Raw genomic sequence first — 21,984 nt, forward strand, 5'->3', positions numbered from 1 at the left:
GTCCAGTGCACGGAGGTGGTAGGGGACCTTCGTTGGACAACTGCACGTTTGGGCGTGCCACTGTGTCCTCTTATCGTCGATCTCAAAGATGCCCTTTTTTTGCGAAAGAGAGTAGGGAATACGGATGCCGATTCAGCGGTTTAACGTTCAGAGCATCGTGCGCTGGAGTCAAGTGGACTGTGGACATCACGGGCTCGAAACCCAAGGAGTAGCAACATGAAATCGAATTCGCTTAATCGGCTTGTTGGTCAATCCACGCGTGGTTCGCTCATCGTGAGTGCGGCGCTAATGGCAACGTCAGCCAGTGTGTACGCGCAAACGTCAGTGGAGCCCGGCACGCATCAGATCACCCGTGCAGAAGTGCGGCATGAACTCAAGGAGTTGGCGGCGGTCGGGTATCGCCCTATTCCCAACGATCTCTACTACCCGGATGACATTCAGGCGGCGGAACAAAGACTAGCGGCCAAACATCAAGCGGAACAGGATGCGCTGACCGGCGGGAACCCGATAGCGCAGACGAAGCCCACGCCATGAATGCGACGAATAGCTGCCCGGGTCGGCAACGACTTCGATATCGGTGAAGCCCGCCTCGATGCAGTAATTTTCCCAGCCGGGCAGCCCGCGTCTTCAACTGCCCGGCCTGGTCATGCGACGAGACGCGGGCATGGCAGACGATCTTGCCAGCGGGTTTCGGCGTGCTGCTGAGGCTCGCATGAACCGATTCCCTTTCGTGGCGGCGATGTCCGCCAATGGTACGGCCGGCGTCAAACGTCCCTGCCGATGCCAGCGCCGCAGTGTCGCCACCGCCGCGCCTGGTTCCGCTGCCGCTTCACTGATTGATATGAATCGCATCCGATATCTCCAAAAGATATCGGGTAAAGCAACCTTTCTCTGAACGCCGTGTTCAGATTTGCGCAGGTTCAACGCGTACTGCTGGAAACCCCTGTCGTGATTACCAGCCATCTGCCGTGCACCTTCGTCGCGCTTGATACCCGACGCTAAGAGAACGGCTAGTCAGGAGCCGAAGAAGAGCTGGCAGTAGCTGACTGGACCTACGCATTCATTGCTGCTGGTCTGGGGCAGGGACGTGCAGCCCGCAGCCATCAGTCCCACGAACGCTGCGGGGATCCAGACCGCGCGACGGATGCGTGACGAAGTCTTCTTGCCTACGGGCTGGTTACGCAAACCTGGGATGCCGTTCGCCGCCTTGTGGTGGCAGGGCGCGTCAGCGCTGTACGCACCAGGGATCGGGTTTTCGCGAAAATCGAATTGGTTCATTTGCACTTCTCCTGTCTTCAGGTTAGAGCGAGGGACGGGCATGCAGAGATGGTGACAGCGGCAAACTTCTTCTCTGCGGACTCCTGAGCGTGATGTGCGCTATGCAATCTAGACGCCGTTTCGTCGCTGGATATTCCCACGCCGTCAAATAACACATTTGACCGACTGGGAAATTACTCCACTGTCGGTTCGCGAGCATCAGGTGGAGGGGCGATATTTGCCACCGATTCTGGTCACGTCACCATTACGTGCGCGCCAATGTCACTCTGGCGCGCGGCCACTTCAGCCAACCATCGCGTGAACCGGTTGCGTCGAGCCCACGACCACATTCGAAATGTGAGGCGGCCTGGAATAAAACGGATGACCCGGCAGTCTGTGCATTGAAATCAGTCGGGAGGCCCGCCGGATAATCTGGTGGTCTACCTCCTGAGCCTAATCGTGAGGGCACCGTGTCGTCAGATCTTCCATCCGATCCGTCGCGTCGCGGCGCGTTGAAATGTCTCGCCTTCGGTGGCGTAGGGACCGTGTTTGTCCTGGCCGGCGGTATTCTCACGCCGGTGGAACTGGCCCTCGCCGCCACAGAGCGTGATCGCCACGACCGCACCGCCTGCGATCGTCAGACCAGCCGGTGGGAACGCCCGTGCGACCAGTCCGGCCAGCATCCCCGTGAAGCCGCCCATCGTCGTTCCTCTCGCGAGGGCGGGCAACAGATCGCTGCGTTGCGCCAGGGTAGCTTCAGGCAAATCCTTGAGGGGCACGTTATGGTTGGCGATCACGTGGATATGTCGCCACTCGACCCGCAACAACAGAAGTTCGTTGACGACCGTATGTGCACTATGCACATTCGGTAACAGAAAATAGATACGTCTCATGTCCTTCTCCCGAACGGTGGTTCACCAGTCCCGAAGCATCGTGAAGGTGTCGTGTGTGTACCGCAAATCGAGCGAGGTTAGCAGCCGCGCATGTGCCGGACTATCATTGTCGGCCTCTGTCGAATCATGGCGTCGGCGTTGTCGGTCCGATCTGGACTACCCCTGCTACCGCATTTCTTTCCGCTTGATGTTTGGCTGCAACCTTTGCTTCCGCGGCCTGAATATCGGCAGGGTAGTCAACATCGTCGCCCTGGGCCGGGTTATACCCGGCCGCCTCCAGTTCTTCGAGCTCATGTCGCACTTCCGCGCGAGTGAGCTGATGCGCGGCAGGGGTTGACGAAGTTTGCGCATACACGCTGGCTGAAGTTGCCATCAGTACCGCGCTCGCGACAACCAACGCACGTAATGGCTGGTCAACAAATTGTTTCATTGAGTCCGATTTCATGATGGTGCTCCTTGCTTCATGGGATGCTGATTCGCGCGAAGGTTGGCTTGGGCTGCACATGATGCGAGCGGTGGTGAAAGGACGAGACGCATGCGTGCCGTAATCCGCCAGGGAAGACCAGCCGGAACGAAACGCGTCTTCAATTGGTCGTGCTGTCCGTTATGGCTGCGCGCTGTTGCGCAAGATGCTCCCGCTGCATGCGGGCGGCTTGTGCCGCGAAGATCGGATTGACGTCTGGGTACGAGGCGTCGGTGACGTAGGTCAGGCCGTTCTGCTGCGCTTCGACCAGTTCCTGATAGACCTCGACGCGTGTCTTGTTCTGGGCAAATGCACTCGACGAAGTGAGAACGGCGAGCGACATGGCGGTAATGACGAGCTTCTTCATTTCAGACTCCTGAGAGTAGTGTGCGGTATGCAATGAGTAGACGCTGCTTCATCATCAGATATTCCCGGGTCTGCGATAAAAGCATTGGCCTGACTGTCCACGTCAGCTTGCGGTCGCGACATGTTTCGGATGGCCGGTCGAGGTGATGTCGGCCGTCCGCGTGGGCTTCCCCCTTCTACGGGCAGGAGCATGTTCGCGGGGCAGAGAGTGTGTCGTTGTGACCTTCAGCGCGGATACAATGTCTTTGAAATCACTCATCCGTCTGTCGCGCTCGAGGGCGCCGCCACTCGGTATGGGTAGAATTAAACGGGGGCGTCGGTTTGTGCATCGGACCGGGCGTGGGGAGCACTTGACTGCCGGCTCAAGCCGGAGATAGTCCACGGCGGCGGGTTTTGATTAGCTCACTGAATTTGCGTCAGCCGAGGCTTTTCCCCAAGATTTCTCCGCACTTGCGTATCGATCACATGACCTCCACGCGCCAGGCCAGAGTAATACGGAGCGAATTTGACCGTTGAGGAATAAAAACGATGTGCCGGCGCTCTTATACCTGTCGGTCATGGATTGCGGTTGTCACTGCAGGAATTTCACAATGGCCGATCCAGTCAGCGCGCAGCGCTTTGAGAAGCTCGTGTTACCTCACATGAATTCGGCCTTCAATGTTGCGCGATTGCTCCCTGGTCGGCGGGAGGCTGGATTACCTGAACGGGCGGCCGGTCGCCGGGATGGTCTATCGGTACAAGCTGCACCCGATCAATCTTTATGTGTGGCCAAGCGACGACGCGGGCGCCACGCCTCACATCTACCAGCGGCAGGGCTATCACCTTGCACACTGGAATGCTGCAGGAATGAATTACTGGGCAATTACCGATGCCGGGGACACGGAACTGAACGGCTTCATCTCGGACCTGCGAGCGCATCCCGCTTCCTAGCTGGCGTCAGCCCTGAGGCATCTGGGACGCCTTGGACAGTACGCGAACGGGAACCGGGCCGGGGCGGCCTTTCAGGTGTGCATCAAGCTGCGGCAGGTCTCCGGCCGAAACGCCGGCACGCTGGAACACCTGTTCGGACACGATGGCGTCGCAAGCGATTTCTTTTGTCAGTTCCTCAAGTCTTGAGGCCACGTTCAGTGGGTCACCAATTGCCGTGAATGTCGCATGCTCGCGAAAGCCAATTTCACCCATTACAGCACGGCCGCAATGCAATCCAATGCCAAACCTGATGGGCGTTTGCAGTTGCTGCTCGAGCGCAGCGTTGAGTTGATCAATGTTGGCTGCCACCAACGGCACCGCGCGGAGCGCCTGGCGACAGGCAATGGCTGGCTCGCTGCGTAAGCCAAAGATCGCGAGCACAGCGTCGCCCATGAACTGGTTTGGCATACCACCCGCCTGGACCACCGCGGCACAGACAGCGCTCAGGAAGCGACTGACTACGAATATGCTGTCGAACGGTAGTTGCGCCGCGGCAAGCTGTGTGGAACCCCGCATGTCCACGAACATGAACGCCGCGAATCGCTCTTGCGGCATGACGTCCCGCTGACGCCGTTGCAGGAAGGCCGTGGATGCGGCCGGCGGCACCAATGGCCACACGGAGAGATCATGGATCGGCCGCAACTGGCACGCAAGACGTACTGACAGCGAGTCAACTCCCAGTTGTTCCAGGACACGCCGCTCCGCCTCGGCTGGCGTGGGCAGCGGCACATCGCTGAGCACGCGCACCCTACACAATGTGCATCGGGCACGGCCACCGCACGTGCTGGCATGGGGAACTCCGGCCATCCGGCTAGCTTCCAGCACCGAAAATCCGAGCGGCGCGAAGACCCTACGGCCCTCCGGATACAAGATGCAGAGCCGTCCGTGCCGGCGCTCCCGGACCGTGCGCAGCAGCCGCGCCCCAAGTACCAACAGCAGCGCGCCACCATCGAAGAGCAAAAAGTCGTTGCGCAGATCGGCGAGCCAGAGATTTTGCAATCCCGTCCCGACGACCGTCGGCCGAGTCGCCGCAGCGCGCCAGACGGGATTCTGCGCAAGCGCGACCACTTCCCGTCCGCCTTGCAGGAAGCCCAGCAGAGCGAGCACCGGGAGCAGCACGGCGACGCTCAGCAGCACGCTCCGCCACGCGCCAAACCATGGCTTCAATCGCAACCAGAACCAGACGCCAAAGCACCCATGCGACCAGGCGATCACCAGCAGTAACAGCTGCGCCCGGCCGAAGAACGGCGAGGCGATCCAGAACGAGTACAACAACTGCGCGTACCCCTTGTTCAGGCCGAACGCGGCAAATGCGACCCGCGTATTGGCGAGATGGTTGGCTAGCAGGGGCGGAATGCATAGACCGAGGACGAGCTGCGTCGCCTCACCCCGATTCCAATGTACCGAGCGCCGCTCATACAGAGCCCACAGACCCAGGAAGAAATGCGTCACGAGCGCGCTGTACAGCACGCCTGTTCCAAGCCATCCCTGCCAGATAAACTTCTGTACAAGCAGGCCACGCTCCAGCCACGCGAGCGAGATATTCCCCAGCGAGTGATTAAGGAGGTGTGCCCCTACATAGGTGAACAGCACCAGTCCGGTGGTCAGCCGAACCGATCGCACGCCCGCCGGTCGCCATTTCTGAATATTGGGGAAGCGCAACATGCTCTGCTCTCCACCCGCCCGATCAAAGGCATTTCGTTGAGAGATCGACCGGCGGGGCTCGGTTCGATGTGGTTGCAATGCGTGTTTAGTCATGCATCAATCGCCCTGTCGCCAAGGTTGTGGAGCGGGATCTTTCGAGGCGTGCCTTCAGAAATATTACTATTGCCGATCAGGCGACTGACGGAACTGAGAGCGCGCGACCCACGCATTGGCGACGAGTTGAACAACATCCAGTTTATACGGTTCAGGATTTCCGCCGAGGATCGTGCCGGTCCGCGGCGCTCAATCGGATTGAGGTGCGCGATCAGCAGTATTTCATGAGCCGAAAAGCGTTCGCCCTCGCGCGTCCAGGATGGCTGTCATTCCCGATGCACGGGCCATGTCGATGATGTCCATTTCGATCACCTCCTTCGTGTCTTCCTGCTTGCAAGACCGTCGGGTGGGCCCGGTTATTCCTGGATTCAACCGGCTGCGAGACCTGCCAGGGCGATGCTCCGCGCAAGCCGGGCACCGGTCATGACGACGATCCCGTGCTAAAGGCGACGCGAAGCAGAGGCCTCCCGCAAGCGCGCAAAAGTAATGGCCGCGCGGCCGCTTGTGCAGGACGGTTCGGCTCAGAGGAATCGCTCGGGCAGACCGCGGGGCAGAGCCATATGTGCAGAGCGAACGCTCTGGAAGAAGTGAGCACTTAAAGTTGCTGATCGGGAATAGAACCGACAATGTTGCGGTTTAACGAGTACACGCCGGACGGTTTGAAACGATCGAGAAGATCTTCTGCGACTCGTTCGACGGGACGTTCCAGAAGCGACGGCCCTACGACCTGATATTTTGGATTGCAAAGTAAACTGCGAATTGGAGCTTTTTATGAAAAGCCTTAGTCTGATTGCGGCTGCTACCCTCGCACTGGGTGCTGCACACGCGTACGCTGGCGACATGGACGTCCCGGCCGGCACCTACGAAAATGCGGCCACCGTGTCGCAAGCGAATCCCTCATCGGCACAACCGGTGTCGCCAATGAAGGGCAACACGGTTTCTTCCGGCAAGACCCGGGAGGAGGTTCGTCAGGAAATGATCCGGGCGGAGCAGGATGGCACGATGGCACGCTTGAACGCGCTGCTTTATGGCGGAGGAAGCTAGCAGCAGATAGCTGTTCGCGAGAAACGGCTGGCGCAGCGTCGAGGACGACCACCCGCAGTGGTGCGTCCCTATTTGATGCGGCGCGGCATGATTTTCATGCGTCCCTTTTTATTATTGGCCTTGCAGGCCTTGCAGGCCTTGCAGGCCTTGCAGGCCCTGCTGGCCGGCGGTCCCGCAGACTGTGGTGTGTTCCCATACCTCGCAGGTGACCGGCTGCGGTCTATAAAGGCCATAACATCATTAAACAAATGACATTAATGCTCTCGCGAAATAGCGGATGGGCGCCGAGAATATTGCTCAACGCGGCATTGACCGTATTCAAGGAGCGACGAGCATGTATGCAATTACCGGTGTGACAGGGCAGGTGGGCGGTGCGGCGGCACGTGCCTCATTAGGCGCGGGGCATGCTGTGCGCGCTGTTTTACGCGACAAAACCAAGGCGGCCGAGTGGAGGGAGTGGGGCGCGGAAGTGGCGATTGCGTCCTTCGAAGATGCGGACGCGCTTGCCGCGGCGTTCAGCGGCACGGCGGGCGTCTTTGTAATGGTGGCGCCGAACTTCGCGCCGCAGCCGGGTTATCCGAACGCGCACGCAGCGGTTGCGGTGCTGAAAGAGGCACTAATGAAGGCGGGGCCCGAGCGCGTCGCGGCGCTCTCGTCGATCGGCGGACAGCGCGAGTCGGGTCTCGGTCTCATCACGCAAGTGCATATTCTGGAAGAAGCACTCGCGGACCTGCCAATTCCGACGGCGATTTTGCGGCCCGCGTGGTTTATGGAGAACTCGTTATGGGATATCGCGCTGGCGCGCGAGACGGGTGTGATGCCGAGCTTCTTGCAACCGCTCGATCGTGCATATCCGATGATCGCAACCGCGGATATCGGCCGCGTGATCGCCGAAACGCTTGCTAAGCCGTGGCAGGGGCGTCGTGTGATCGAGATCGAAGGGCCGCAGCGCTATACGCAAGATGAAATCGCCGCGATGCTCGGCGGCGTGCTTGGACGTTCGGTGAAGAGTCAGGCTGTGCCGCACGATCAGTGGGAGGCGCTGTTTCAGTCGCAAGGCACCGCATGGCCCGCACCTCGCATCGAGATGATCGACGGCTTCAATTCAGGGTGGATCGATTTCGAAGACGACATGAACGAGCGGGTGGTCGGCAGCACCGCCTATCAGACGGTGCTGGCGGAGTTGGTCGCGCGTGTGGGCTGAGCCTTAACGGCTCCGTCCCGGGGCTGTGCTTGGGCGGGTTGCTCTTAACTGGGGGTGCCGGCAAGCCCGCAGCCATCGCCCGCCCACTCACCATCCAAAATCAAAAAATCGACCGCCCGGGATAAGTAGCCAACCAATCCAGCGCCAACACGCTTGCGCTCAGTCAAAATAAACTACGTTGCGCCGGATCATACGATTTTCATCCGGGCATGTCGTCGACCAGGTAGGATTTCAGGGCTTCGGCGAATGTCGCCGCCCGAGACCCGTCTGACGCAGCGTTTGGCCACTTGAGGACTTCGGGACGGACTTCCAGACAAAACGTTCGCACGTCGCCGTCATCCGGATGCCGCTCACGCGAGCGGTGAGCGCAGTTGCGTTGGCGGCCTGAGGTGACTCCTAGGTCGAGGCGCTGTTCGCCGCGCCGCCTGCGCTGACTGCCCAGGCGTGGGCGCTTTAAGGCTTCGCGGGTGCGGCCGTCGCGACCTTGTCGAGCGCGGTCGGGATGAACGCGTCGAGCTGCGCGATCACCGATTCGTAGAAGTCGATCGGCTTGCCCCAGGCGTCGGGCACGTCTTGGTGCTGCTCGGTCGCATATTCGGCAAGCGTGAACACCTTGCCGGCGGCTGACGGATAAAGCGCGAGCACCTTGTCCTTGTGCTTCTCCGTCATCGTCAGGATCACGTCGGAATGCTTGACGTCGTTCGCGCTCAGTTGTATGGAGCGATGTGCGGACGTGTCGATGCCGCGCCGCTTCATCAGGATCACGCCGTTTTCCTCGGGCTTCACGTCGTACGGATCTTCGTCGACGGCGCGCGAAATCACCGCGACATGGGCATGACGCCGCTCGATCAGCTGGTTGGCGATCGCTTCAGCCATCACGCTGCGGCCGGTATTGCCCGTGTCGACGAAAGCGACCTTCTTCGGTTCGTCTGCAAACGCAGACGTCGCGCACTGGACACCCAGGCAACTGACCAGGATAAGCGTCTTGAGGGTAAGGTTCTTCTTCATGATATCTCCGCCGATTTGGGGTAGTTGTCGCCGCGGCTTCGGACCGACGCGTGCGGGAAATCATGCCGAATGCGCGCGACGGAAAACAATAAACAGTCGGTTTTTGCAAGACGATGTCGCATTGCTGCAAGCGGGCTCGGGTGCGTCGGGATGCGACAGGTCAACGACGGGATTCACCTCGTTGGCTGTGCCACCGGCACAGGAATTAGTGAAGGTATCGGTCGTGGACACAGCATTACGCGCCGAGTCCCATTTGGACTGATGGCGTTACCCGCCAGCGGAGCATCCACGGAATACCTCGATGGCTTTATATCGTGGCTGCGCAGACAACACGTTGCGCGGGATCGCGCCAGGCTAGATTCCGTCGCGCTGGCATCAACGAAGCTGTACGTTCCAATGCCGAAACCTTCCCACTGGGGCATCGCGTGGCGGATGACCGCTACGGAGAAAGTTGAGAGGCCGCAGCGGGTCGTATTGGGAACGTCGAGATAGAGTTGACATGCCGGGTCAATGCCTGGACACCGACGACAGCTTCCAAAGAACGTCGTTCACGCTTCCGAGCCGCCACACATCGTGTGGAGCGTCGGACAAACACGCCGCGCATGCCACGACCAAACCGAACAGACTGTGCCAGTCAGTCTGTCGAAACGCCGAAGCAGTGGCCGCACGAACGCGCCTTGCCCAGTCGCAGGCGCCCGGCGCTCACTGTTGCCTGACCACCGCAGTCGCACCGGCAAACCCACAAACCGTCGCCAGCGTACCGATCGGTCGTCAGCTGGCCAAACACCTCACCGCCCCGCAGCGCAGGTGAGCCTGGGCGGGACCGCCACACACGACGCTGCTCACGGCAGCCACAGTCACGCGTTCTGCCGCCTTCTACCGCCTCCAACTCGGCAGTCACGTGGCCGCCGCAACGGCACCTCCAGAGCCACACATCGGCGCCGCGATATTGAAGCGCGAGAAGGTAGCCGAAGGTGCGACCAGCGACGTCGCGACGAGGCGGAAAGGGCCATTCAGGCGGGAAGGGGGGACGGATACGCTGATTCACAAAAGGTAAATGGGATTCGGCATCCTACTCTAAAGGCATAAGTGCTGCCCGTTGCTTCGCGGGCGTGGCTCAGGAGGGCGGGGGCAGGGTGGCCCCATACAATCGATGAATTGGCATCTAGCTATAAGGAGCGCGTGCGCAAGTTGGCACCGCAGCAACATGCCGATGATAGTTCATGCACATCCTCTTCGGTGAGTGACGACCAGCCGAGACGGCGTCATAACGACTGCTTCCAACGGACACGTGTCGGCCATGAAGTGTCATACGCCCGCACCGGCACTCGGACATTCAGACGTCTGGTCCACCCAGGAAGCGGCTGGTGGAAATCCGGCGAGGATCATTCGTTCGATTGCTGACTAAGGGGGCATCTGTCAGGGGGCGGCTACTGTAGTTCGGCATTAGACCGGGTTCGTTTAAGACACTATGACTTTCCGTGAGGCAGTGGCTGGCCCGCCGTGAGGGATCAATCGCGGGTTAGCATTTCTGCCAGAGCCGCATGGTGTGGACAGCGCCACACCCGGCGATTTCCGGCACGGAGGCCAGCATGGAAAACGATAGCACGGTGTACGTGGGACTGGATGTTCTCCGCGTGTGGCAAGAACGCGAATATTGCGGTCGTCGCTATCGCCCGTGATCTGTCCGGTTTCATCTGGGACATCAGTCAACTGGCAATGCCGCTCGCGATACCCCGTTAGCACGTAGGCAGCCTAGCGAATTGACATCGCAACAAACGACCCAGCGTTCGACAAGTTTCCTGAAGACGGCGTAGCCCGGTACTCGAGTAACCCGCGTAACAACCCCGCAACGGATATCAGCCGATTTGCGCGTTAAGACTGCGGCAGGCTCATGAGACGGAACACTCTAATGCGGTAGCCAACCCGCGGATATCAGCATGATCCACCGTCGCCCTTACTGCTACGCCGTCCTCAGGGAATTTAGATGCATATGCGAAACACAGAATCAAACATGGGATTGACACGGACCATTAAGCGACCGTCGTAGAGTCGAGCTGAACGACCGCAGCTCGGCTCTTATCGGCCATTCCTGAAAACTTCGCCAATTTAACCGGCCAGGACCACGTGATCAGACATGCCCGTACTTCGCCAGCGCCTCAGCCAGACTAAGGCCTTGTTGCAAATCGACACGGATCAGCCGTTCCTTCTCCGTCAGGCGTTCTGCTTCAACCAGCACCGTATCGACCACTTCGGTTGGAATAACCAGGACACCATCTTCGTCGCCGAGCACGAAGTCGCCGGGGCGCACCGTAACCCACTGTGAAGTGGCGCCACGCACGCTTACGGGTACTTGCCACCCATTGACCTTCCAACGCGCAATCGATTGCACCGGAGTGCGGTAACGCGCGAACACCGGAAAATCCTGGTCGGCGATCCAGCGAATGTCGCGGATGCCGCCGTCGACTAGCGAACCTACGCAGCCGCGCTCTTTCATGCCAATGGCGATGAGCTCACCAAAATAGCAGACACCTTCCCCGTCGCCGCTCCAGACCGTGACATCGCCTGTCGAGACCCCTGCGCAGGCTTTCATCTTGTCCGGGTCGCCTCCGAGTTCATACGGTGACATCTGGCCGCGAATTGTGTATGCCCAGCCTGCCAGCTTGCCGCTGGAGGCGGGATATGGGGTAAGGACTGACGAGAGACCTTGGTTAAACATACCGAGCGTGTCAAGCACGTCTGCGACGTTAGAAGTGTCCACTAACAGGAGGCGTTGGCGAATAGCCTCGCGATCCTCGGCGCTTCGCACTGCTGGAATTGTGTCCATCATCTGTTCCTTGAAAAATATTGATTAAATGCTGGGGATCATGCCGCCGTCGACGCGTACGACTGAGCCCGTAATGAAAGCAGCGCGATCGCTGGCGAGGAAGGCCACTGTGTCGGCATATTCTTCGGGTTTGCCATAGCGCCTTGCCGGTATCGACGAAGTGCTTGCGGCTACGACTTCCTCGTAGGTCTTGCCTTCACGACTTGCACGCGCCTCGTCCAGTGAACGGATGCGGTCGGTAGCGATTCGTCCTGGCAGAACGACGTTGACGCAGATGCCATCGGCAGCGACTTCATTGGCCAGCGTCTTCGACCAGCCCACCAGAGCCAGACGTAATGCATTGGATATGCCAAGGTTGGGTATCGGTGCGACTACGCCCGAAGAGGTGCTCGTGATGATGCGGCCCCAGCCTCTCTGTTTCATCGCCGGCAACAGCAGGTCCGTGAGATGCATCAATGACAGAACCATCGAGTCAAACTGGTTTCGCCACTGCTGCGGTGCTACGCCTGCCGCCAGCGAGGGGGGCGGTCCGCCGGAATTGTTGATGAGGATGTCTGGGTCGCCCACCGTGCTCCTGACATCTGCGACCATGGCCGAAATGTTCTCCAGGTCGGCGAGGTCGGCCTGGAAGCCGTGGGCGCTCCCTCCGGCCCCGCGAATGCGTGACACGGTGTCTTCCAGCGCTTTACTGTTCTGGTCCGATACTGCAACGGTCGCACCTTCGCGAGCGAGCGCGAGAGCAATGGCTGAGCCCAGTCCGCCGCCAGCTGACATGACAAGTGCAACGCGATTCTTGATACCCAGGTCCATGGAGAACTCACTAGTGTTCAATAGATACGGAGGTGCCTGATGTTCAGGCAAACATGCTTGTGCAGATTCCAGCTATATGCAGATGCAAACCCGCCAGATTTTCATCTCAGCAGTTCGCAAGCCTGACTGATTCGATCGCACCCCAACGCTAAACGCTCGTCTGACGTAGCAAACGAAATCCGGAAATGACCACCCGTGCCGAACGCGATTCCAGGCACCACTGCAACGCGCGCGTAGTCGAACAGGTAGTCACAAAGGTCAACGTCGTTTTGCAGGATCTTGCCTTCTGGCGTTGCCCTGCCGATCAGGCCTTCGCAAGACGGAAAGAGATAGAACGCGCCCTCCGGACGTCTGCAGCGAATGCCGTCGATCGCGTTCAACTTTTCTAACGCGGTGTCACGCCTGCGTTGGAACGCGTCATTGCGTTCCTTGATGAAATCCATCGGGCTGTCCAATGCGGCTTGCGCGGCAGCTTGAGAGACGGAGCAGGGATTGCTGGTGCTTTGCGACTGGACGGTTGCCATCGCCTCGATTAGCGACTTTGGGCCACCGGCGAATCCGATACGCCATCCGGTCATGGAGTAAGCCTTTGACATGCCATTGACGGTAAGAATTCGCTCCCGCAACTCTGGCGCGTCGGAGGCAATGGTCGAGAACTGCCATCCGTCATAACGAATGTGTTCGTAAATGTCGTCCGTCATCACCATAACGTGCGGATGCCTGAGGAGCTCAGCTGCCAGGGCGCTCAGTTCTGCGCGCGAATATCCCGCCCCAGTGGGGTTGCTTGGGGAGTTGAGGATCAACCACTTGGTGCGAGGCGTAATGGTTTCGCGAAGCTGCTCTGCGGTGATCTTGAACCCCTGCGCTTCGCCGCACTGGACTTCGACAGGCACAGCGCCGATCAACCGGACCATGTCGGGGTACGAGACGTAATATGGCGCGGGGAGAATGACCTCGTCGCCAGGATTGAGTGAAGCGAATAGCGCGTTGAAAATAACCTGCTTGCCACCCGTGCCAACGCTGATTTCGCTGACATCGTACGAAAGGCTGTTGTCACGCCAGAATTTTCGAACGATAGCTTCCTTCAACTCGGGGGTGCCATCAACGTCGGTGTAGCGCGTGACTCCAGAGTCGATTGCGCGTTTCGCTGCATCACAGATATGGTCCGGCGTGGGGAAGTCCGACTCTCCCTGAGAAAGGCTGACAACGTCGATACCTTTTCGACGCATGTCGGCTGCACGTTTGGTAATGGAGAGTGTCGGTGAAGGTTTCACCGCACCGAGAAGTTGGGATAGCATGGGCGATAACATTCGTTTTCCTAAATTAACCTGCTGCGTGATCATCATGGTAGTGGCAAGTCTCTCAGAGGAAAATCAATATATATCCCTGCCACTCACCAAATATTTTGATGGGTTGAATGATCAACGCAAATCTTCAACCGTCATCAGATCACCGCGGCAGCGTGAAACCTTCGTCGAAAACAGGTTAGTGGTGGAGAATTCTCGAAAGGAACTGTTTCGCACGATCGGTTCGCTGCTCAACGTTGCCGAAGAATTCATCCTTCGGAGTGTCTTCCAGTATCCTTCCCTGGTCCATGAAGATCACGCGATGTGCAACCTTCTTCGCGAAGCCCATCTCGTGCGTCACACACATCATCGTCATCCCTTCGCGCGCAAGCTCGACCATCACATCGAGCACCTCGTTGATCATCTCGGGATCAAGCGCCGACGTCGGCTCGTCGAACAGCATGGCGATCGGGTCCATTGAGAGCGCGCGGGCAATTGCTACGCGCTGCTGCTGGCCGCCCGATAGCTGACCGGGGTACTTGTTCGCCTGCGTCTTGAGGCCAACGCGGTCGAGCAGCTTCAGGCCCTTCTCGGTCGCTTCGTCCTTTCCGCGGCCCAGCACCTTGATCTGCCCGAGCGTCAGGTTCCCGGTGATCGTCAGGTGTGGGAACAGCTCGAAGTGCTGGAACACCATGCCTACCTTTGACCGAAGCCTGGATAGATTCGTCTTCGGGTTGCATACGGGCGTTCCGTTCACCAGGATGTCGCCTTTCTGTATTGGCTCCAGGCCATTGATGGTCTTGATTAGCGTGGATTTGCCCGATCCAGACGGGCCGCATACCACGACCACCTCACCCTTGGCGACCTGGGTGGTGCAATCGGTTAGTACCTGGAAAGCCCCGTAATGCTTGGATACGTTGTTTATCTCGATCATATGGAAGCCCTTTTCTGGAGACGCCTTACTAACTGGGAAGCGAAGAAACAGATTACGAAATAGACGACCCCGGCGAACAGCAGCATGTCGACTGTGCGTCCGTCGCGCTCACCGATGTCGTAGGCTCGGCCGAAGAAGTCTGCTAGTGCACTGACGTAGACGAGAGATGAGTCCTGGAAGAGGATGATGCCTTGCATCAAAAGCAGCGGAACCATATTGCGAAAGGCCTGCGGCAGGATGACCAACAGCATGACCTGTCCATAATGCATTCCCAGCGCCTGTGCGGCGAATAGTTGGCCACGTGGAACACCCTGGATACCCGCGCGGATGATCTCTGAGCAATACGCGGCCTCGAACAGCGAGAACGCGATTAGCGAGGACGTCATCCGTAGATCCGATGCGGCCGACAGGCCTAATACCTTCTGTAGCAACTGCGGGACGATCAAAAAGAACCACAGCAATACCATCACCAGTGGAATGGAGCGGCATACGGTTACGTACCCCTCCGAAAACCAGCTCAACGGCCGAATCGAGGATAGACGCATCATCGCGAGAATGGCGCCCCAGACAATGCCGACGATTGCGCCCGTCAATGTAATCTCGAGGGATACCACCATGCCTTCGCCAAGCACTTTCAGGTTGGCGAGATTGATCAGGCTGAAATCGAATGCGTAGGCCATATTGATCTCTTATTTTGAGCTGATATAACCGGGAACTCGAACGCGTCGTTCGATCCAGCGCATTAGCATCATGACGGCCACGTTCAGGAGGCAGTACAACAGCGTTACCGCGATAAACGACTCATAAGGACGGGCCGTGTAGTCGACTAACTGGCGTCCCTGGCCGGCCAGATCCAGAAGGCCGATGGTTGAGGCCGCCGCAGAATTCTGAAAGATGTTGACGAACTCCGTTGTGAGTGGAGGCACAATAATACGGAACGCCATTGGTAGCACGACGTGCCGGTATGTTTGTAGAGATGTCAGGCCCAGAGCGAGGCTTGCGTTTCCCTGGCCACGCGAAAGACTGCCAATCCCGGAGCGGACCAGCTCGCAAATCCGGGCGGCCGTGAATGTTCCCAAACAGATGACGCCGGCCAGGAATTGCTGGGTGACAGGGTTCATCTGTTTGATTGCTGTTCCCCATGGCAGCAACTCTGGAACGACGAAATACCAGATAAACAACTGCACCAGCAGTGGAACGTTTCTAAAGAGTTCAACGTACGCGCTGGCGAACCCGGATGCCAATTTGTTTGGTAGTGTGCGCATCACACCGAGAACGGAGCCAATGCAAAGGGCGATGATCCAGGAAGTCGACCCGACTGCGATGGTGACCTTCAGCCCGGATACTATCCAATCAAGGTACGTCTCGCTGGCCGAGGCTCTTTCAAGAAATACGCCCCAATGGAAGAGGTAAGGCATGGTATCCGCATGACCGCGTCCCGACCGCGCAGCTCTTCAGGCTAGTTCGCGGTCTTTCGGCGTTCGCCAAATGTAAAGCGTGGATCTTGCGCCTCGTGTGGTCACTGGATATGGCCACACGCCTGCGCGCCGATTGTGTAACGAGTTTGTGCGTACCGGTCTTTGCCATACCGGAAAGCGACTGCCGTCCGCTCGTCAATATTCGATAGAGGCACACTGCCTACTCGTCAAGCGCCTTATCGTTCGGGTTGGCGATAAGCGTTTTCATATCGGCAGACATCGGGAAATCAACGTTGAATCCTCTTGGCGGGATCGGCTGCATAAACCATTTTGTGTAGAGCTTATTGATCGAACCATCCGTCATCATTCTGGAAATGACGTTGTCCACCAACTTCTTGAACGGCGCGTCATCCTTTCGGAGCATGCAGCCGTAAGCTTCCCGGGTGAAAGGCTTGGCGACTATCATCCAGTCCTGGGGCGATCTCGCTTTTGCGCGCTCAGCGTACAAGATTGCGTCGTCGTCCATGTAGCCGGCCGCGCGGCCAGATTCCAACATCAAGAATGCCTCCCCGACGTCTTTGGCACCGATGATGTTCATTCCCAGTTTTTTCTTGTCGTTCATGTCTCGCAGCAGGCGCTCCCCGGTCGATCCCGCTGCAGCAACCACGTTGTGGTCCTTCAGGTCCGACCAATCCTTGATGCCACTGTCTTTCTTTACAAGAAGGCGAGTGCCAATGATGAAGATGGTGGTTGAAAATCCCACCTGCTTCTCGCGCTCCAGGTTGTTGGTCGTCGTGCCGCACTCGAGATCAATTGTGCCGTTCATCAGCAGCGGGATCCGGTTCTGGGAAGTGACGCTTAGCTCCTTCACTTGCAACGTCGGCATATTCAGTTGCTGCTTGACGGCGTCGACGATCTTCGTGCTGATGTCGTAGGAATATCCAGCCTGTTGATTACCACCGAGGTTGTAGTTAAACGGAGGAGAGTCATATCTCACGCCAAGCGAAATGATTCCCGTGTCCTTGATCTTCTGGAGGGTGGGACCCAGATCGTCAGCCATGGCACTGCAAGCGATTGCCAGCAAAGCGATCCCTGAGAATACCTTAAAGCTCTTAAGCATGGTTAATACTCCTCTTTAGATTGGTCTCGACATGAAAAGCTGTGTTCTGAAGTGCGCGGGAAGGTGGGGCGCCCAGGCCGCAACACGGTTCGTTGGTCATATAGGGTTCACACCTAGAAAGTGACGAGGTGCAGTTCTTCACTTCTCAAGATGGATCGTTAGAGGTAGTCTATGGCGAAAAATAAAGCACCGAAAACGATATGTTTTTGCCCTTGTGAACATTTTTTTTGATGAGTCGCAATGCTTCGGGAACTTCAGACCTTCTTGGCCGTGGTGCGCTACGGATCGTTCGCTAGCGCTGGCGCCAATATCGGACTCACTCAATCGGCTGTTAGTGCGCAAATCCACAGGCTTGAGGAGGAGCTAGGGCTCGCACTGTTTGATCGGAGCGGCCGGCATGCCGTGCTAAATTCGGCTGGCTACGAGGCTCTTGCCGTAGCGGACGAGATCATGGCGGCCTATTCAAAGCTTGGCCGTAGCGCGGCAAGCTCCCGTGCCGGCCTGATCCGGGTCGGTGCCATCTCCTCGGCGCAGGCGTCTTTCCTTGCGGACGCACTTGCAATCTTCCGATCTGAGAATCCGGAATGCCGTGTGAGGCTGGTTCCAGGAGTTTCACTGAATCTGCTGGGACAGGTGGATTCTGGGGAGGTCGACATGGCGGTGATAATCAAACCGCGGTTCACTCTCCCTGCAGATCTACAGTGGAGAGTGCTGTTATCTGAGCCCTTCTTCCTGCTGGCACCCAAGACGCATCAACGCTTCACGTGGCGAGCATTGCTGGAATCGGAGCCGTTCATCCGCTACGATCGAAACGCTTTCGACGGCAGGCTGGTCGATCAATTTCTGCGTCGCTCGAAAATTTCTGTGAAGGAGGCAATCGAGCTTGATGAACTCCAAGGGATCGTTCAACTCGTTCGGCGTGGTGCAGGAGTGGCGCTACTTCCGTCTACATCTGCGTTGTCGCTTCCGGATGAGGTTGTTGCTTTGAGTCTTGGCGAAGCCACCTTCTTCAGGGAAGTTGGCTTGGTCGAGCGTCCTGCACATAGCCGCCAGCCAGCTGCCAATCTGTTGGCGTTGCGGATTCTCGAAGCTGCGCAAGCGCAAGCTGGCGCGCCTGCCAACTAGAGGGATATTAGATTGCGGTGCAGTACACGCACTCACCGAGTAGCTCCCGATTGTAGAGGCCAAATCGTTGAATCTCAGTGGCCGGGACCGGTGGCACGCTGCCGAAGACTATTTGTAACTCGACACGCAGTAACCGCAGATAAGTCGTGCGTGACTATTTTGTGTGGGTTGTGTGATCTTCGAACGCGGAGACGATGCCTTCAATCATTGCTGCGATGCGCGCGGTATGCCGAAGGTCTTGATGCGTGACGAGCCAGATTTCGTAGGCCGCCCCACGCGCGGGTTCCGGCCATATCTGCACGAGGCCGTCGTGTTCAGCCAGATGTATCGGAAGCTCACCGATGCCGAGGCCGGCCTTTACCGCGGTACGCAGCATGAGGCTGGTATTGAAGGTCGATACGATGCGCCCCGCGTGTATCGGTTCGCCAGCAAGAGTTGGTGATCGATTACCGGTCCAGGTTCCCTGATAGACGACAAGATCGTGGCCCGCGAATGCGGAGCCAGCGGCGGGCTTGCCGTGCTGCTCGAGATAAGCATTCGATGCAAAGAGCGCCATGGGCCAGCGAGCCAGGCGCCGCGCGACAAGATCGGGATTGTCCGGCCTGACTGACCGGACCGCGATATCCGCTTCACGCTTTGCCAGATTTAGCATGCGTGTCGACGTGTCCAGCAGGACGCGCACTTCGGGATGCGCGGCATGCAGGCGTTCGATGGCGGGAAGCAGGAATTCGAGCGCGATCGAGTCGGTGCTGGTGACTCTGACGTCCCCCGCAAGCCGCGTATCCGTGCCTTGAGTTCGTCTGACGAGTTCGTGTGCGGAGTGTTCCATCTTCTCCGCTGATCTCAGCGCGGCCTCGCCTGCGGCGGTCAACGCGTAACCCTCAGAGGTGCGTAGAAAGAGCGTTGCACGTAGCGCGTGCTCTAGTGCCGCAATTCGTCTGCCGACCGTCGCCTGGTCGAGATTGAGCGTCCTGGCCGCTCCACGGAGCGTTTTTTCGCGCTCCACCGCGAGAAACACTCGCGCGTCATCCCAGTTCATCGTGCCGCCCTCCATGATGCAAATTTGCATCCAACCACGTGAATAATGCTGCACATATTCATCAATGTCGATGCCTATACTGAACGCAAGAGTTCCTCGTTCAATGATCCGCCCGGATCAATCGAGCCTCATCCATAGAAGGAGTGGTATCCATGTCTGCTTCAACTTATCGCGTGCCGTCGTCCATGACGGCCATTGAGATTAAACAGCCCGGCGGTCCTGAGGTCCTCGTGCCAACTACGCGCCCGGTGCCGACGCCGGCCGCCGATCAGGTTCTGATTCGCATCCACGCGGCTGCCGTGAACGGGCCAGACGTTTTCCAGCGCAAAGGGCTGTATGATCCGCCCCCCGGCGCTTCTGACATTCCAGGGCTGGAAGTGGCAGGTCAAGTGGTTGCCGTAGGCGCCGACGTGTCCCAATTCCAGATCGGCGAACTGGTGTGTGCATTGATTCCCGGCGGTGGCTACGCAGAATATGCGGTCGCGCATGCCGATAACGTGATGCATATCCCCAAAGGCCTGACGTTGGTGGAAGCGGGGGCCATGCCTGAAACGTTTATGACGGTATGGCTGAACCTGTTCCAGCGCGGCAAACTGGTTGCCGGCGAATCGGTGTTGATCCATGGCGGCGCGTCAGGTATCGGTACCACGGCGACCATGCTGGCGAAGGCATTCGGCGCTGCGAAAATCATCACGACAGTTGGCTCGCAGGCGCATCGGGAGGCCAGCCTGGCGCTAGGCGCAGACCTCGCGATAAATTACCGCGAGGAAGATTTCGTCGCCGAAACGAAGCGGTCTACCGATGGAAGAGGCGTCGACGTGATCCTGGACATCATTGCCGGCGACTACGTGGCTAGAAACTATGACGCCGCGGCCATGGACGGACGGATCCTCCAGGTGGGCGTGATCATGGGGCCGGCGAAGGATCTTAACCTCGTGCCGATGTTGACGAAACGTCTGACGCATATGGGCTCGACATTGCGATCGCGCACATCCGCGGACAAGGCGACCATCATCAATGAACTCGAGCGGCAGGTCTGGCCGCTCATCGAGAGCGGCCAGATCAAGCCGGTTGTCTACAAGACCTTTGCGCTTGCCGACGCTCGCGGCGCTCACGAGCTGATCGATTCGGGCACACACTTTGGAAAGATTGTCCTTACGACAGGTGCCGAACTCATTGGCTGAAGCCTGGCTTGCCGCCAAAGCGGAGGTGGCAAGCCTCTTGCCGCTTTCGTGATGGACGTCAAGAAAAAGCGTTACTTCTAAAGGTCACGGTCTGTCTTACGATCGGCCGAAGTCGGTTCGAAAGCGGACGGAGGTTGATCGCGCCTGAATGACTCAGACGGGCCGACTCGTGCCGGATGAAAATTTCGGCATCAGCCACGCTTCTGCTCGATAGAAACAAAGCGCGAAGTTCTCCGCACCGGCGGCGTCAAAAAATCGACCGCCCCGTATAGGTCGTCAACCATTCGAGCGCGAGCACCCCAGCCAGCGAATTGCCATTGCTGTCCAGCCCCGGCGACCACACGCACACTGCCATCTCGCCCGGCAGCACCGCAACGATCCCGCCTCCCACGCCGCTTTTGGCCGGCAAGCCTACCCGATAGACGAAATCGCCCGCCGCGTCATAAGTGCCGCAGGTCAGCATCAGCGCGGAAAGCCGTTTGGCGGAACTCGTGTCGAGAATCCGCTCGCCAGTGGCGGGCACCACCCCATGATTGGTCAGAAACAGCGCTGCCTTCGCTAGCTCGACGCAGCTCATCGAAATTGCGCATTGTCGGCAATAAGCGTCGACCACCACTTCCGGCGGCATTTCCATGTTGCCGAAGCTAGCCATGAAATGCGCCATCGCGCGATTGCGGTGGGCGTGCTGCAACTCTGACAGCGCGACGCGCGAATCGTAGTCGATGCTGGTTTCACCCGTCAGCCGCCGCATGAATTCAACCAGCGCAGTTTCCGCTTGCACAAAACGCCGGCATAACACGTCGGTGACGACGAGCGCGCCCGCGTTGATGAACGGATTGCGCGGCTTGCCGTGTTCGGCTTCGAGCTGGACCAGCGAATTGAAGGCGTTGCCGGACGGCTCGCGCCCCACGCGCTGCCAGAGTTCGTCGCCGAGCAGCCGGAACGCCATGGTGCAGGCGAACAGCTTGGAAATACTCTGAATGGAAAAGCGCGTGTCGGCGGCGCCTGTGCGGAACACTTCGCCCGAGGCCGTGACGATTGCCATGCCGAAACTGTCGGCGGGGACATTCGCGAGTTCGGGGATGTAATCGGCCACCTTGCCGGTGCCCAGATAAGGCTGAAGATCGCGATGAATCTGTTCGAGGATGGATGCGTAGTTCATGGGGCTCGGACCGTTGAAGCCGCGATTCTACTGGCAACCTGGCGCGAATTGTTCGTGCGGAGGCGCTGCCGGGTTCGAGCAGCGTTTCGCATCGACTATGTTAATCTTGCTGCCTTT

General features: G+C 58.5%; 21 protein-coding genes and 3 pseudogenes. 9 read left to right on the plus strand and 15 right to left on the minus strand.

Features of this window, described 5'->3' with window-relative positions; all coding sequences use genetic code 11:
* Positions 1–216 precede the first annotated feature (216 nt).
* Complete coding sequence (locus HHL24_RS06500) at positions 217–534, plus strand: DUF4148 domain-containing protein (protein WP_169484674.1); 318 nt, start codon at positions 217–219, stop codon at positions 532–534.
* 130 nt (positions 535–664) lie between these two features.
* Positions 665–895: a hypothetical protein gene (locus HHL24_RS06505; RefSeq protein WP_169484675.1), complete on the plus strand. Its 231-nt coding sequence runs from the start codon at positions 665–667 to the stop codon at positions 893–895.
* A gap of 119 nt (positions 896–1,014) precedes the next feature.
* Here the strand turns inward: HHL24_RS06505 and HHL24_RS06510 are convergent, their stop codons facing one another.
* Positions 1,015–1,278: a hypothetical protein gene (locus tag HHL24_RS06510; protein WP_169484676.1), complete on the minus strand. Its 264-nt coding sequence runs from the start codon at positions 1,276–1,278 to the stop codon at positions 1,015–1,017.
* A 449-nt stretch (positions 1,279–1,727) separates the two neighbouring features.
* On the opposite strand from HHL24_RS06510, the pseudogene HHL24_RS44760 reads away from it, so the two are divergent.
* A pseudogene (locus HHL24_RS44760) lies at positions 1,728–1,865 on the plus strand (metallophosphoesterase); the annotation flags it as partial.
* Here HHL24_RS44760 and HHL24_RS06520 read toward each other — a convergent pair.
* From HHL24_RS06520 to HHL24_RS06530, 3 genes and pseudogenes are all read right to left on the minus strand, one after another.
* Positions 1,854–2,150, minus strand: a pseudogene (locus tag HHL24_RS06520) (DUF1269 domain-containing protein); the annotation flags it as partial. The pseudogenes HHL24_RS44760 and HHL24_RS06520 sit on opposite strands and share 12 nt — an antisense overlap.
* A 124-nt stretch (positions 2,151–2,274) precedes the next feature.
* Entirely contained in the window at positions 2,275–2,595 is a 321-nt protein-coding gene (locus tag HHL24_RS06525; protein ID WP_169484677.1) for a DUF4148 domain-containing protein, read from the minus strand.
* A gap of 139 nt (positions 2,596–2,734) precedes the next feature.
* Positions 2,735–2,980: a DUF4148 domain-containing protein gene (locus tag HHL24_RS06530; RefSeq protein WP_169484678.1), complete on the minus strand. Its 246-nt coding sequence runs from the start codon at positions 2,978–2,980 to the stop codon at positions 2,735–2,737.
* A gap of 656 nt (positions 2,981–3,636) precedes the next feature.
* On the opposite strand from HHL24_RS06530, the gene HHL24_RS06535 reads away from it, so the two are divergent.
* Complete coding sequence (locus HHL24_RS06535; protein ID WP_230417353.1) at positions 3,637–3,909, plus strand: anti-sigma factor family protein; 273 nt, start codon at positions 3,637–3,639, stop codon at positions 3,907–3,909.
* A 6-nt stretch (positions 3,910–3,915) separates the two neighbouring features.
* On the opposite strand, the gene HHL24_RS06540 is transcribed toward HHL24_RS06535, so the two are convergent.
* Positions 3,916–5,613 carry an adenylate/guanylate cyclase domain-containing protein gene (locus HHL24_RS06540; protein WP_169484679.1) on the minus strand — a complete coding sequence of 566 codons (1,698 nt, stop codon included), beginning with the start codon at positions 5,611–5,613 and terminating at the stop codon, positions 3,916–3,918.
* An 864-nt stretch (positions 5,614–6,477) separates the two neighbouring features.
* On the opposite strand from HHL24_RS06540, the gene HHL24_RS06545 reads away from it, so the two are divergent.
* On the plus strand, positions 6,478–6,750 hold the full coding sequence (locus HHL24_RS06545; RefSeq protein WP_169484680.1) for a DUF4148 domain-containing protein: 273 nt from the start codon (positions 6,478–6,480) through the stop codon (positions 6,748–6,750).
* A 334-nt stretch (positions 6,751–7,084) separates the two neighbouring features.
* Positions 7,085–7,954 carry an NmrA family NAD(P)-binding protein gene (locus tag HHL24_RS06550; protein ID WP_169484681.1) on the plus strand — a complete coding sequence of 290 codons (870 nt, stop codon included), beginning with the start codon at positions 7,085–7,087 and terminating at the stop codon, positions 7,952–7,954.
* A gap of 453 nt (positions 7,955–8,407) precedes the next feature.
* Here the strand turns inward: HHL24_RS06550 and HHL24_RS06555 are convergent, their stop codons facing one another.
* Positions 8,408–8,962 (minus strand): arsenate reductase/protein-tyrosine-phosphatase family protein, encoded by a 555-nt coding sequence (locus HHL24_RS06555; protein ID WP_169484682.1) that lies wholly within the window; start codon positions 8,960–8,962, stop codon positions 8,408–8,410.
* A gap of 1,596 nt (positions 8,963–10,558) precedes the next feature.
* Here HHL24_RS06555 and HHL24_RS45305 point away from each other — a divergent pair.
* A pseudogene (locus HHL24_RS45305) lies at positions 10,559–10,705 on the plus strand (IS110 family transposase); the annotation flags it as partial.
* A 388-nt stretch (positions 10,706–11,093) separates the two neighbouring features.
* Here HHL24_RS45305 and HHL24_RS06560 read toward each other — a convergent pair.
* The 7 genes from HHL24_RS06560 to HHL24_RS06590 all read right to left on the minus strand — a co-directional run bounded on the left by HHL24_RS06560 (position 11,094) and on the right by HHL24_RS06590 (position 17,297).
* Positions 11,094–11,792 (minus strand): RraA family protein, encoded by a 699-nt coding sequence (locus HHL24_RS06560; RefSeq protein WP_206002738.1) that lies wholly within the window; start codon positions 11,790–11,792, stop codon positions 11,094–11,096.
* 21 nt (positions 11,793–11,813) lie between these two features.
* A complete protein-coding gene (locus HHL24_RS06565; protein ID WP_169484683.1) occupies positions 11,814–12,599 on the minus strand; it encodes an SDR family oxidoreductase in 786 nt (261 codons plus the stop codon).
* 101 nt (positions 12,600–12,700) lie between these two features.
* Positions 12,701–13,942, minus strand: a complete 1,242-nt coding sequence (locus HHL24_RS06570) for a pyridoxal phosphate-dependent aminotransferase (protein ID WP_407947482.1) — start codon at positions 13,940–13,942, stop codon at positions 12,701–12,703.
* Positions 13,943–14,084: 142 nt separating this feature from the next.
* Entirely contained in the window at positions 14,085–14,819 is a 735-nt protein-coding gene (locus tag HHL24_RS06575; RefSeq protein WP_169484684.1) for an amino acid ABC transporter ATP-binding protein, read from the minus strand.
* On the minus strand, positions 14,816–15,499 hold the full coding sequence (locus HHL24_RS06580) for an ABC transporter permease subunit (protein ID WP_169484685.1): 684 nt from the start codon (positions 15,497–15,499) through the stop codon (positions 14,816–14,818). The genes HHL24_RS06575 and HHL24_RS06580 overlap by 4 nt, the downstream gene beginning before the upstream one ends.
* Positions 15,500–15,508: 9 nt before the next feature.
* The gene (locus HHL24_RS06585; RefSeq protein WP_169484686.1) at positions 15,509–16,237 is read right to left on the minus strand and encodes an amino acid ABC transporter permease; all 729 of its coding nucleotides are present in this window, start codon (positions 16,235–16,237) and stop codon (positions 15,509–15,511) included.
* Positions 16,238–16,457: 220 nt separating this feature from the next.
* Entirely contained in the window at positions 16,458–17,297 is an 840-nt protein-coding gene (locus HHL24_RS06590) for a transporter substrate-binding domain-containing protein (protein ID WP_407947483.1), read from the minus strand.
* A gap of 300 nt (positions 17,298–17,597) precedes the next feature.
* On the opposite strand from HHL24_RS06590, the gene HHL24_RS06595 reads away from it, so the two are divergent.
* Complete coding sequence (locus tag HHL24_RS06595; protein WP_169484688.1) at positions 17,598–18,482, plus strand: LysR family transcriptional regulator; 885 nt, start codon at positions 17,598–17,600, stop codon at positions 18,480–18,482.
* Between the two features lie 154 nt (positions 18,483–18,636).
* Here HHL24_RS06595 and HHL24_RS06600 read toward each other — a convergent pair whose 3' ends face one another.
* A complete protein-coding gene (locus tag HHL24_RS06600; RefSeq protein ID WP_169484689.1) occupies positions 18,637–19,521 on the minus strand; it encodes a LysR family transcriptional regulator in 885 nt (294 codons plus the stop codon).
* 152 nt (positions 19,522–19,673) lie between these two features.
* Here HHL24_RS06600 and HHL24_RS06605 point away from each other — a divergent pair, with 152 nt between their 5' ends.
* Entirely contained in the window at positions 19,674–20,705 is a 1,032-nt protein-coding gene (locus HHL24_RS06605) for an NAD(P)H-quinone oxidoreductase (protein WP_169484690.1), read from the plus strand.
* Positions 20,706–20,952: 247 nt separating this feature from the next.
* Here HHL24_RS06605 and HHL24_RS06610 read toward each other — a convergent pair whose 3' ends face one another.
* A complete protein-coding gene (locus HHL24_RS06610) occupies positions 20,953–21,867 on the minus strand; it encodes a glutaminase (protein ID WP_169484691.1) in 915 nt (304 codons plus the stop codon).
* Positions 21,868–21,984 lie beyond the last annotated feature (117 nt).

The sequence above is a fragment of the Paraburkholderia polaris genome (assembly GCF_012927345.1).
Taxonomy (GTDB): Bacteria; Pseudomonadota; Gammaproteobacteria; order Burkholderiales; family Burkholderiaceae; genus Paraburkholderia; species Paraburkholderia polaris.